Origin of the sequence: Crossiella cryophila, assembly GCF_014204915.1 — a bacterium.
Classification (GTDB): Bacteria; Actinomycetota; Actinomycetes; order Mycobacteriales; family Pseudonocardiaceae; genus Crossiella; species Crossiella cryophila.
On sequence record NZ_JACHMH010000001.1, the window covers coordinates 5,472,381 to 5,484,904 of the forward strand.

General features: G+C 69.6%; 8 protein-coding genes and 2 pseudogenes. 8 read left to right on the plus strand and 2 right to left on the minus strand.

The window, feature by feature from the left end; genetic code table 11:
- Positions 1 to 94 precede the first annotated feature (94 nt).
- Entirely contained in the window at positions 95 to 3,376 is a 3,282-nt protein-coding gene (locus HNR67_RS24015; RefSeq protein WP_185004492.1) for a S8 family peptidase, read from the minus strand.
- A 191-nt stretch (positions 3,377 to 3,567) separates the two neighbouring features.
- Between HNR67_RS24015 and HNR67_RS24020 the strand changes: the two genes are divergently transcribed.
- From HNR67_RS24020 to HNR67_RS43640, 8 genes and pseudogenes are all read left to right on the plus strand, one after another.
- On the plus strand, positions 3,568 to 4,812 hold the full coding sequence (locus HNR67_RS24020; RefSeq protein WP_185004493.1) for a serine hydrolase domain-containing protein: 1,245 nt from the start codon (positions 3,568 to 3,570) through the stop codon (positions 4,810 to 4,812).
- A gap of 50 nt (positions 4,813 to 4,862) precedes the next feature.
- Complete coding sequence (locus HNR67_RS24025) at positions 4,863 to 5,426, plus strand: VanZ family protein (protein ID WP_185004494.1); 564 nt, start codon at positions 4,863 to 4,865, stop codon at positions 5,424 to 5,426.
- 9 nt (positions 5,427 to 5,435) lie between these two features.
- On the plus strand, positions 5,436 to 6,110 hold the full coding sequence (locus HNR67_RS24030) for a response regulator transcription factor (protein ID WP_185004495.1): 675 nt from the start codon (positions 5,436 to 5,438) through the stop codon (positions 6,108 to 6,110).
- The gene (locus tag HNR67_RS24035; protein WP_185011024.1) at positions 6,103 to 7,200 is read left to right on the plus strand and encodes a sensor histidine kinase; all 1,098 of its coding nucleotides are present in this window, start codon (positions 6,103 to 6,105) and stop codon (positions 7,198 to 7,200) included. Before HNR67_RS24030 ends, HNR67_RS24035 begins: the two co-directional genes overlap by 8 nt.
- Before the next feature lie 41 nt (positions 7,201 to 7,241).
- Positions 7,242 to 8,537 (plus strand): MFS transporter, encoded by a 1,296-nt coding sequence (locus tag HNR67_RS24040; RefSeq protein ID WP_185004496.1) that lies wholly within the window; start codon positions 7,242 to 7,244, stop codon positions 8,535 to 8,537.
- A gap of 434 nt (positions 8,538 to 8,971) precedes the next feature.
- Positions 8,972 to 9,477 (plus strand): annotated as a pseudogene (locus HNR67_RS24045) (leucine zipper domain-containing protein); the annotation flags it as partial.
- Between the two features lie 139 nt (positions 9,478 to 9,616).
- A pseudogene (locus HNR67_RS46705) lies at positions 9,617 to 9,844 on the plus strand (IS110 family transposase); the annotation flags it as partial.
- Positions 9,845 to 9,887: 43 nt separating this feature from the next.
- Positions 9,888 to 10,691, plus strand: a complete 804-nt coding sequence (locus HNR67_RS43640; protein WP_246492581.1) for a transposase — start codon at positions 9,888 to 9,890, stop codon at positions 10,689 to 10,691.
- 146 nt (positions 10,692 to 10,837) lie between these two features.
- Here HNR67_RS43640 and HNR67_RS24055 read toward each other — a convergent pair whose 3' ends face one another.
- On the minus strand, positions 10,838 to 12,307 hold the full coding sequence (locus tag HNR67_RS24055) for a M1 family metallopeptidase (protein WP_185004498.1): 1,470 nt from the start codon (positions 12,305 to 12,307) through the stop codon (positions 10,838 to 10,840).
- Positions 12,308 to 12,524: the final 217 nt, after the last annotated feature.

A 12,524-nucleotide genomic window follows, 5' to 3' on the forward strand; every position in this document is an offset into this window, starting at 1 on the left:
AGCACCGAGAATCGATGACTTCCGCATGACCGCTGAACAGCACGAGGCGCCCGGCCGTGGGGAGTCGGCAGGGCGCCTCGTGTTCTTCCCCGCGCTACCTGGTCAGATACGCGTCGAGCACGGTCTGGGTGACCGTGTCCCCGCCCTTGCCCACCGCGGTGGCCCGCAGTGACACGCTCCTGCCCTTGGCCGGGTTGACCAGGAACACCGCCCCGCCCGCGACCCAGGCCTGCTCCCAGGTGGTGCCCCGGTCGTAGGAGACGGCCGCGGTCAGTGACTTGAGCTGGTCACCGGCTGCCGCGCCCTGCACGGTCAGCGGCACCCGCTGCCAGGAGTGCGCGGGCAGCGTGCCGTCCAGGCCGAGCGCCGGGGTGAACCGGACCATCGAGACCGGCACCCTGGTCAGGCCCTCGGTGTGCGCCGAGGTGAAGCCCCAGGTGGTGGTCACCGAGGTGCTGATCGTGGCCAGGTCCTTGCGGTTGGCGGTGGTGCTGAACTCGTATCGGCCTGCTGTCGAGGGCAGGGAGAAGAAGGTCTCCGGGTCCAGTGGGCGGTCGGTGGAGCCGATCACCTGGCCGTCCCGCTTGAGCACGGTCGAGCCGGAGTCGACGACCGAACCGCCGGTGCGGCCCTGGCCGTCGGCGAAGAACGGCAGGCCGCCGAGCAGGATGTCGCCGTCCCGGAACAGCCCGGCCCGGCGTTGTTCGGGCAGGGCTGGGCCGAACACGCCGGTGTTGAACGTCTTCTGGTGGGTGCGGCCCGGCTTGAGCACCTCGTCCTCCGTTTCCCAGGCTGCCTCGGTGGTGTTGCCGTGGTCCTGCTCGAAGCGGAAACCCCATTCCTGCCTTGGCGAGTACAGGTGCATCGTCCGGGTGTGCGGGAGGGCGTAACCGAAGGCGCCGGCGATCACCGTGCTGTCGCCGGTGGCGGCGTTGGCGAACAGGAAGCCGGTGCGATCCGGCGCGGTGCCACCGGCCGCGGCGGTGACGGTGACCAGGTCCCGGTTCGTCAGGTGCTTGCGGTAGCCGGTCCAGAAACTGGTGAGCGTGCTGGACTGGTCGATCAGGTGGAACTCGGTGCGTTCGGCGGTCCCGGCGTAGGCGCCGACGAGCAGCTCCTCGGTCTCACCCGCCTTGCCCGCCGGACCGACGTGCGCGGTGTGCAGCACGTTGAACGGCAGACCCAGCAACCCGAATCCGTACTCCATGCCCGGCGTCTTGTGACCCACTCGGATGTAGGAATGCCGTTGCACGGCCTCGCGATCGGGCAGCCGGATGTCCACCGGCTTGGCCTGGCGGGCGTCCAGGGTGAGCGTGGTGTCCGCGCCGACCTCGATGTTGCCGCCGTTGAACCAGTTGTAGTTGGCGTCCGGCTGCTCCGGGCCGACCCAGCTCCGCCCGGTGATCAGGTAGCGGCCCTTGGGCAGCCGCAGGGTTTCCAGACCGGTGCCGAGCTGGTGGTAGGAGCCCTTGCCCTCCCCGGTGACGCCCTGCAGTTCGGCCCGCCAGTCCGCGGCGGGCTGCCCCTTGCGGTCGATGGCCTTGATCGTGACGCTGTACCGCTCGGGTTCGCGGGTGACCGCGGCCGGGGTGCTGACGGACTGGCCGCCGCCGGTGGCGGTGACGTAGGCGCTGAAGGTGCCCACGTCGTCCCCGCCCAGCCTGGTGTCGGCGGTGAGCGAGGTGCCCGCGGTGCCGCGGGCGGGCACGGTCAGCGTCTGATGGCCCAGGGTAAAGAAGCCCTGCGGTGCGGCAGAACCGTTGGGGCCCTTGCCCTCTGCGCTGAGTGAGAGCGTGATCGGCTGGTCGCTGCTGTTGCGGTAGACCAGATCCCGCTTGATCGGCGTGTCGTCGCCGTGCGGCCACAACGCGGTGCCGAAGGACAGCGAGCTGTCCGCGGACACGGTCTGGGTGATCGCCTTGGCCACGTCCACCCGGCCCGCGCCTTGCTCGAACGGGTTGTGCGCACCGGGTTTCGCCGCCGACATCAACGCGGCCTTGAGCTGCTCACCCCGCCAGTCCGGGTGCCGCTGGGCCAGGATCGCCGCGGCCCCGGCCACGTGCGGGGTGGCCATCGAGGTGCCGTCCAGGGAGATGTAGCCCTCGGCGGGCCTGGGCCGGGACGCACCCAGCCTGCTGCCCGCCGCGGCCGCCGCGCCGATGGCCACCCCGGGTGCGGTGAGGTCGGGCTTGATCGCGCCATCGCCGTTGCGCGGCCCGGTGCTGGAGAAACCGGCGAGCTTGTCGCCACGGTCCACCGCACCCACGGTCAGCGCGGCCTGCGCACTGCCGGGCGAGCCGACCGAGTCAGGCCCGTCATTGCCCGCGGCGATCACGAACAGCGTGCCGGTCTGCTCGGACACCTTGTTGATCAGGATCTCCATCGGGTCCAGCAGCGGGCTGTCCTGGCCGCCCAGGCTCAGGTTGACGATGTCCGCCTGCTGCTGCACCGCCCACTCGATCCCGGCCAGGATCCCGGACTCCGCCCCCGAGCCGTCATCCCCGAGCACCTTGCCGTCCAGGATCCGCGCACCGGGCGCCACACCCTTGTACTTCCCCCCGGACCTGGCCCCACTACCCGCGGCGATCGAAGCCACGTGCGTGCCATGCCCAACCCGGTCCTTGTTGTCCGGCGCGGGCGTGAAGTTCTGCTCCGCGATCTCCTGTGTCGCCAGGTCCGGGTGGGTCTGGTCCACCCCGGTGTCCAGCACCGCGATCTTGACGCCCTTGCCGTCCAGCCCGGCCTGCCAGGCCGCGGGCGCACCGATCTGCCCGGTACTGCGATCCAGCGCGGCCCGATGCACCGCGTCCAGCCAGATCGTGCTCACGCCCGGCGCGGGCCGACGCTCCTTGGCACTACCGACGGTAAGCGCTTCCCACATGCTGCCGGCGCGATCAGCGGCCACCGTCACCGCCTCGGCCCCGATCCGCGGGAACGACCGGGTCACCTCCGCGCCACTCCGCCGCCACCCGGGCGCCCCGCCCTGGGCGGACACCAGCAGCCCGAGGCCCTTGCGTGCGGTGTACTCGGGACGGCTCAACAGCGCCAGGTCGAACAACCGCCGGTCGAGCTTGCCCTCGGCGATCATCACCTCGGCGTCGGCTGGCACCGCGTAGACGTGCGTACCGACCGAGCGGACGGTGACGGGGATGCGTTCCCGGCCCGGCGCTGGCCGGAACTGCGTTGGTCGGCCCTGGCCGTCGGTGCGTACCCGGTCACCGGTGACCAGGGTGATCCAGTGGCCACCAGCGGCGTTGCCGGTGGCGGAGGGCGGGCTGGTGGGGGCCGTGGTCGCGGCGGCGGGTGTCCCGACCACGAGGGCGAGGACCGTGCTCAGCGCGAGGCCGAGCACGGCCCGCGGGCGGTGGTGTCTCAACGGGGGCTTCTCCTTAGGACGGACTGCTCCTCGGAGGGCATATGTCCGCCATGGGGCCGGGTCTTTCGCGGTGGGGCGGGATGTATCGCGGGCGTATCGAAAACCGCATACGCCCTGACAACAGTCCGAGGACTTCAGTGGAGCCGATCAGCGACAACGGTCGGTGCGCCGGCCAGGAGAGGACCGTGGGGATGAACTCGGATTCCGCAGGTGCCATCGACCGGCGGCGGCTGCTCGGCTGGGGCGGGCTGGCGGCCGGTGTGGTGGCCGGGGCGCCGCTGGCGGGCGCCGGGCTGGGACACGCGGCGCCGGAGGAGTCCTCCCGGCAGGACCGGCTGCCGCCGGACACCCTGCCCGGCGGGGCCTACGACCGGTTCGTGGCGAAGCTGGCCGCTGAGGACAAGTTCTGCGGGACGGTGCTGCTGTCCTACCGGGGGCGGACGGTGCTCTCGCGCAGTTATGGCATGGCGGACAAGGAAAAGGGCATCCGCAACCACGATGGTGTGGCGGTCAACCTCGGTTCGGCGGTGCAGCCCTTCGCCGCGGTGGCCATCCTGCAGCTCGCGCAGCAGGGCCGGGTGCGGTTGTGGGAGCCGGTGGGCACCCACCTCAAGGGCTTCGCCACCGGCATCCTGGAGCAGGTACAGGTCCACCACCTGCTCAGCGGCACCTCCGGGATGGTCCACCCGCCGCACGACCTGCAGCGCGTCTTCCACCGCAAGGAAGAGGTGCACGAGTACTGGGAGCGATGGGCCCGGCAGGGCAAGCTGGAATTCGCCCCCGGCTCGGACTCCGACCGGACCGAAGGCAGTCTGGTAGTCGCCGCGCAGATCGTGGAGGCGGTGACCGGCCTGACCTACTGGGACTACGTGCACGAGCACATCTTCCGGCGGGCGGGCATGACCGGGTCGGGGTTCTTCACCAGGACGCAGTGGCTCACCGAGCCGCACATCGCGCACTCCTACATGCGGCAGGCCGACGGCAGCCGGGTGGACGCGGTCCGGAACCTGGACAAGGGCGGCCTGAGTCCGTTCGAGCCGGGTAAGAACAACGCCCGCGCCTTCATCGACCACGCCGGGAACGGCGGCTTCGCCACCGCGGCCGACCTGGCCCGGTTCGCCCAGGGGCTGCGCGACGGCACGGTGTTGCAGAAGGCCTACGCGGATCTGCTGACCCAGGCCAAGCTCCCGATCGGCCGGGGCAAGTTCGGTGGCCCGCCGCCCGATTTCCCGGCGTTCACGAACTACACCATGCCGATGTCGATCCACAAAGGACAGTGGGTGACCGGGCGCGGTGGCACCAACCCCGGCACCAGCGTCAACTACAACCTCTACCTGGACAGCGGCTGGGTCGGCGTGGTGCTCAGCAACTATGACGACATCCCGCTGGGGGAGATCCTGGAGCTGGAGCAGAACGTGATCATGGGCCCGCCCTGACTTCTGTTGGTACGGCAAGACAATCTCGTTCTGAGGAAAGCGGAGTAAGAGTGCTCGACAAGTGGCAGGACTGGATCGGCACGGAGACCGGCCTGGTGGCGAGCACGGTGCTCGCGCTACCGGTGGCCGGGCTGGTGGTGTGCGCGCTGGCCGTGTTCCGGCGGGCAGGCGGCACGCCGACGGGGTGGGCCTGGCGGCGGTCGGTGGCCGAGGTCTTCCTGGTGTACGGGACGCTGCCGTTCGTGGTGCTGACCCTGACGCCGGGCAGCCAGGCCGGTCTGGTGCCGGGGCGGACCAGCCTGGTGCCGTTGCAGGACCTGCTGGAGATGGACACCGGCCAGATCATCGGCAACCTGCTGGTCTTCTCGGCGCTGGGGTTCTGCGCCCCGATGCGGTTCTTCGCGATGGGGTCGCTCAGACGGGTGCTGGCGGTCGCGGCAGGCAGCTCGCTGATGATCGAGATCCTCCAGTACGTGCTGTGGCTGGATCGGGTGTCCTCTGTGGACGATGTGCTGCTCAACGCCACCGGAGCCGTGCTGGCCGCGCTGATCTCCCGCCGCTGGTGGCGCGCCAGATCCGAGGTCCGGGTGTCGCCGATCTGCCAGGCTGCATAGGCTCCGGGTATGCGTGTGCTGATCGTGGAGGACGAGCCGCACCTGGCCGAGGCGGTCCGGGACGGGCTGCGGCTGGCGGCGATCGCGGCCGACATCGCCGGCGACGGCGACACCGCGTTGGCGCTGCTCAGCGTGAACTCCTATGACCTCGCGGTGCTCGATCGCGACATCCCCGGCCCCTCCGGTGACGAGGTCGCCCGGCGGATCGTGGCCTCCGGCAGCGGTATCCCGATCCTCATGCTCACCGCCGCCGACCGGATGGACGACAAGGAGTCCGGGTTCGGGCTCGGCGCCGACGACTACCTCACCAAACCCTTCGAGCTGCGGGAGCTGGTGCTGCGGTTGCGGGCCCTGGACCGCAGGCGCGGGCACGCCCGGCCGCCGGTGCGCGAGATCGCCGGCCTGCGGCTGGACCCGTTCCGCCGCGAGGTCTTCCGCGACGGGCGTTACGTCGCGCTCACCCGCAAGCAGTTCGCGGTGCTGGAGGTCCTGGTCGCGGCCGAGGGCGGGGTGGTCAGCGCCGAGGAGCTGCTGGAGCGGGCCTGGGACGAGCACGCCGACCCGTTCACCAACGCCGTGCGGATCACCGTCTCCGCGTTGCGCAAGCGGCTCGGCGAACCCTGGCTGATCGCCACCGTCTCCGGCGTCGGCTACCGGATCGACACCGGCGATGCCCGTGGATAGGCGTCCTGGCGCGAGCGCCCGGCTGAATCTCACCGTCAGCTACGCCGGGGTCGTGCTGGTCACCGGTAGTGTGCTGATCGCCGTGGCCTGGCTGTACCTGCTGCGGCACGTGCCGAACAAGGAGCAGGGCCTGCTCGGGATCAGCCCCAACCGGTACCTGCTGTCGCGCATCTTCGGTGAGGCGGTGGCGGTGGCCATGGTCGTGCTGCTGCTGATCGGCCTGGTGGGCGGCTGGTTCCTGGCCGGGCGGATGCTCGCGCCGCTGAACCGGATCGGCGACGCGGCCCGGCTGGCCGCCAACGGCTCGCTGTCCCACCGGATCCGGCTGCCCGGCCGCCAGGACGAGTTCCGCGAACTCGCCGACGTCTTCGACACCATGCTCGAACAGCTCGAATCCCACGTCGCCGAACAGCAACGCTTCGCAGCCAACGCCTCGCACGAACTACGCACCCCGCTGGCGATCTCGCAGGCCCTCCTGGAGGTCGCCCGCACCGATCCCAGCCAGGACCGGGGCGAGCTGATCGACCGCCTGCACACCGCCAACAAGCGGGCGATCGACCTCACCGAGGCGCTGCTGCTGCTCAGCCGCAGCGACCGCGGCGGCTTCACCCGCGACCCCGTCGACCTGTCGCTGCTCGCCGAGGAGGTCGCCGAAACCCTGCTGCCGCTGGCGGAACGGCGCGAGATCACCCTGGAGGTCACCGGCGATCCGGCCCCGACCACCGGGTCGGCCGCGCTGCTGCTGCGGATGGTGGCCAATCTGGTGCAGAACGCCATCGTCTACAACCTGCCCGTCGGCGGCACCGTCACCGTGCACACCGAATCGCGGCACGGCGCGAGCGTGCTGCGGGTGTCGAACACCGGCCGGCCGCTGGCGCCGGAACTGGTGCCGACCCTCACCGAACCCTTCCAGCGCGGCACCGAACGCGTGCGCACCGACGACCAGGTCGGCGTCGGCCTCGGCCTGGCCATCGTGCGCAGCATCGTCCGCGCCCACGACGGGACCCTGGACCTGGCGGCCCGCCCGGCCGGTGGCCTGCTGGTCACGGCCTGGCTGCCCAGCACACCGCGGGCACTGTTCCCCGACTGATGACGGTTACCGATCTCCCGGGCAGTACCTAGAGTCCGGGGATGGTCGGACCTCTGGATCTCGCGGTGGGCAAGGTGTTCCGGCGGGTGGTGCCGCTGTTCATCGTGATGCTGATCTGCAACCAGCTCAACCGCGGCAACATCGGCTACGTGCAACGGCACCTGGAGGCCGATGTCGGTCTCGGCGCGGCCGCCTACGGGTTCGGCGCCGGGCTGTTCTTCATCGCCTACGCGCTCTTCGAGCTGCCGAGCAACATGCTGATGGAACGCTACGGCCCCAAGATCTGGCTGACCCGGATCATGGTCAGCTGGGGCGTGGTGTCCGCGGCCATGGTGTTCGTGCAGGGCCCGATGTCGTTCTACCTGCTCAGATTCCTGCTCGGCGCGGCCGAGGCCGGGTTCTTCCCGGCGATCATCTACTACTTCTCCCGCTGGCTGCCCTCCTCCCACCGCGGCCGCGCCACGGCGTTGTTCGTCGCGGGCTCCTCGATCGCCGCGGCCATCTCCGGCCCGCTCTCCGGACCCCTGCTCGCCATGCACGGCTTCCTCGGCATCCCCGGCTGGCAATGGCTTTTCGTGCTGGAGGGCACGCTGTCGGTGGTGGTCGGCCTGTTCGCCTACCGCAGGCTGGACACCAGCATCGAGACCGCCACCTGGCTTTCCGGGGACGAGAAGAAAGCGCTATCCAACGCGATCGAACAGGAGGACGCCGGCCGCCGAGCCACCGCCGACGGCCCGGTCTCCCGCTGGCGGATGCTGCTGCACCCGCAGATCCTGCTGTTCTGCCTCATCTACTTCGCCATCCAGCTCTCCATCTACGCCAACACCTTCTGGCTGCCCACCATCGTGCATCGCATCTCCGGCGCCGACGACGTCACCGTCGGCCTGCTGTCCTCACTACCGTGGATCTGCGCGATCGTCGCGATGTACCTGACCGGCCGCGCCTCCGACCGCACCGGCCGCAGCAAACCCCTGCTGATCGCCGCCCTGGTGGTGGCCGCCATCGCGACCTACCTCGCGGCGGTGGCCTCGCCGGTGTTCGCGCTGGTGCTGTTGTGCGTAGCCGCGATGGGCTTCAAGAGCGCCAGCCCACTGTTCTGGACCATCCCGCAGGGCAACGTGCACCCGGTGGCGATCGCCTCGGTGGTCGCGGTGGTCAACTCCCTGGGTAATTTGGGCGGTTTCGTCGCCCCGTACGGCTTCGGCCTGATCAAGGAGGCCACCGGGGAGGTCACCTGGGGGCTGTATGCCTTGGCGGCGGCCTGTTTGGTGGCGGCGGTGCTGGTGTTGTTCGTGCGGCGGGATCGGGTGGTCGCACCTCCGGTGGGGCCATTGTGACGTTCCGGCCCAGTGGCTTCTCGATGGTGGCGCTGATCCGCCGTTGAAGTGTTGGGGTCTGGGTGAAGACAGGGGCAGCAGTAGAACCGCTGGGAGCCGGTTGGCCAGGGGCACGCTCGGGAAGCGGCTCGCGCTGAGGTCGCTGGGCCAGACGCCGAGGCCGGCGCGGCGGAGCCTGTCGACCACTGTGCCGGGCAGTCCGCGCCTGGCGGTGACCGGGATGGTGCGCGGCGCTGGACCGGGCGGGATGCCGAACGAGGCGCCGAGCTGGTGCGCGGCGCTCCAGACCTGCCGGGTGCCGTAATGGGGAACGGCGTGTGGGCGACCAGGTGTATCTGGTCATGAGGTTGGTGACGGGGTGTCGGCTTGATCATGGGTGCGGCCGCCGGGTGCGGTGGTGATTGCGACGTCAGTCACCACAGCCGGAGGCCTCGATGGGACCCGCCAACGCCCGCCTGACCGCGCATGGACGCCTGGTCCTGGTTTCACCGGATCACCGCTGGCAGACCGGTCGCCCACGTGGCCAAAGTGCTGGGTGTCTCCCGGCAATGCGCGCATCGCCGGGTCCGCCGCTTTCGCGAGGAAGGAGTCGCGGGCCTGGACGATCGCTCCAGCCGGTCACACCGCATGCCCGCACACACCTGCACCCAGGTTGAGGACCAGGTCGTGGCCACCCGGATCGAGCTGCGGTGCGGCCCGGCCCGGATCAGCGCGGCCACCGGTGTCCCGGCCCGCACGGTCTCGCGGATCCTCACCCGGCGGGACATGCCACGGCTGGCCGAGTGCGATCCGCTGACCGGGCAGCGCATCCGTGCCACCCGGCCCCCGGTGACCTGATCCACCTCGACGTCAAGAAGATCGGCAAGATCCCGCCCGGTGGTGGCCGGCGAGTCCATGGCCGCGGCCGCCGTCCTCGAGCGGTCCGGGGCTGGGCTATGACTAGGTCCACGCCGCCGTTGAGCACCCCGACCAGGTGGGCGTGACCTGATAGGAGCTTGGCCAGAAGCCCCGTCACAGGCTTGTCCACCCACCCGGTCGGGTAGTGCTGCCATCGCGGCAACGAGTGGAGCGGTTCAAGCATGAGAAGCACCATCGCGGGTGTCATCGGGGGTGTCGACACCCACAAAGACACCCATCACGCAGTTGTCCTGCACGAGAGCGGGTCGGTCCTGGCCGATCAGCAGTTCCCTGCCACGGTCGAGGGCCATCGCGCTTTGCTGGCCTGGCTCAACACCCACGGCCGGGTCATCGCGGTCGGGGGCGAAGGCACCGGCAGCTACGGCGCCGCGCCGGCTTGGTCACCGACCCGCAATGACGTCACCGTCATCGAGATCAACCGACCCAACCGGCATGCCAGGCGGGCAGCCGGAAAGTCCAAAGTCCGATCGACTCGACGCCGAGCAGGCCGCCCGCGCCGTGCTGGGCCAGGGGGCCACCGCCATCCCGAAGTCCCGCGACGGCGCGGTCGAGGTCATCCGCATGTTGCGCCTGACCCGCGGGTCCGCGGTCAAGGCCCGCACCCAGGCGGTGAACACGCTGCACGTGCTGATCGTCACCGCACCCGACAACCTCCGCGAACCACTACGCACGCTCCGTGGTCGCACGCTGATCAACCACTGCCTGAACCTGCGTCCCGACCACGATGACCTCGCCACCTTGATCGACCAGCCCGCCCGGCTACTGCACACCGGAGCGACCACCGCCATCCACGAACTCGCCCGCCGCATCCACACCCTGACCGAGCAGATCACCACGCTCGACCGCCAACTCCGCCGACTCCTCACCACAGCAGCACCCCAGCTGATGGCCCTGCCCGGCATCGGTGCCGAAATTGCGGGACAACTCCTCGTCACAGTCGGCGACAAGCCCGACAGACTCGCCAGCGAGGCATCCTTCGCTCGACTCTGCGGCGTCGCACCCCAACCGGCCAGCAGCGGACGGACCACCGGCCGTCACCGCCTCTCCCGCAGCGGCGACCGCGCAGCCAAATCAGCCATCTACATGGCCACCGTCACCCGCATGCGGCAACACCCACCAACCCGCGCCTACCTGCACCGCCGCACCACCGAGGGCCTCACCAAACGCGAGATCATCCGATGCCTCAAACGCTGCGTCGCCCGAGAGATCTTCCACGCACTCCCACGAACCACTTGACACACATAGGAGCATCGAGCGGTTCAACCGCACCCAGTCACCAACGTGACGGCCAAGTACAACCAGAGCCAGCCCATAGACCAGGAGACCGAACAGCACGGGGAGAACGGCGGGGAACAGCCTGCGGGGCTGTGGCGGGGGTGGGGTCAGCTGGTCCAGTCCGGGTGGCCGGGCATGGGTGGGGTGGTGGTGCCGTAGAGCCAGTTGTGGAAGTAGTCGGTCAGGTCGCGGCCGGAGATCTCGTTGGCGACGGTGATGTAGTCCTGGGTGCTGGCGGATTTGTGGCGGTAGCGGTCTAGGAAGGTCTGTTCGATTCGGTGGAAGGTGTCGGGGCCGACCAGGGTGTGTAGGCCTTCCAGGGTTAGCTGGCCGGGGACGTTGGTGTCGAACAGGACGCTGTAGGGGTTTTTCAGGTGGCCTGCGGGGCCGGTGGTGGTGCGGTTCTTCTGGTCGGACTGGTATTGGGACTTCAGTTCCTGGTCCAGGTTGATCCAGCCTTGGCTGGCCGCGTAGCGGCGTTCGTAGAAGCGGGCGTGGCCCTCGCTCAGCCACATGTCGTCCCAGGTGGACACTGAGACCGAGTCGCCGAAGTACTGGTGGGTCAGCTCGTGGACCATGGTGGGGGCCTGTTTCTCCGGGGGGAGGGACAGTGCGGCGCCGTAGGTGGACAGGGTGGCGGTTTCCAGGGCTACCGAGTTGTAGGTGCTGGACAGTCCGAGTACGCCGTAGCGGGTGAAGGGGTACGGGCCCAGTTCCTTGGTCAGCCAGGCCACGTGGTCCGGGGTTTTGCGGGCGGTGCGTTCCATGTCGTCGGTGAGGTTCATGTTCTGGAACGGGGCTGTGGTCAGGTAGCTGCGGATCGGCAGGTTGTCCGGGCCTACCTGGTTGAGGGCGCGGAAGCGGCCTACCGCCAGCTGCACCACGTGCGTGGGCATGGGGTCCTTGGTGTGGTAGGTCCAGGTGGTGGTGCCGTCCGGGTGCGGCTCCTTGGTCACCAGGTCGCCGTTGGCCACGGCGGTGCGGTCGTTCGGCACGGTCAGGTGGAAGGTGAACTTGGCCTTGTCACTGGGATGGTCGTTGCTCGGGAAGAACAGGTGGGCGCGGTCGGGCTGGCCCATCACGGCGAAGCCGTCGGGGGTCTCCACCCAGGCTGTGATCGGCCACTTCATCCCTGATGGCAGGTTGACGCCTGGCGGGGTCGGGTTCTTGCCGCGGTCGGCGGTGTAGTCGATCTGGATGGTGAACAGTCCGTCCGCGCGGAGTGGCTCCGCCGGGCCTAGGAGCAGTTTTTCCTTGTCCTGGCGGAACTCCGCTTGGCGTCCGTCCACTGTGGCCGACTTGATCTGCTGGGCGGCGGCGTCGAGGCTCAGGGTGGAGAGGGGCTGGGTTGCCTTGGCGCGGATGGTGACCGAGGCCGGCATCAGCTGGCTACCGTCCACATAGGTCATTCGGATGTCGTAGTCGAGCACGTCGTAGCCGCCGTTGCCCAGGTCGGGGAACAGGCGGTCGCCCAGGCTGTGCGCGCCGGGGGAAGCGGTGTCGAGGGCGGCGGCGTTGACGGTCGGGACGAGCAGGGCAGCCGTTACCAGGGACAGGGCCAGCACTATCCGGCGCATTGGGGGCCTTTCGGTGGGGGGACAGGTTCAGCATTGTTGGTGGGGTGGGTGGGGGCATCGGCGTTGACGGCACTGTTGGGTAGCACCAAAGTCGTAGGTGGATCACCCGGAGGGGTGGCCGCCGCGTGCCGGGACCGGGTGGTACGGTGACGACGTCGGCGCCTTCAATGGATCTGCCCGGCCACCGCGGTGTTGTGCTTCCACCCGCATCGAACGC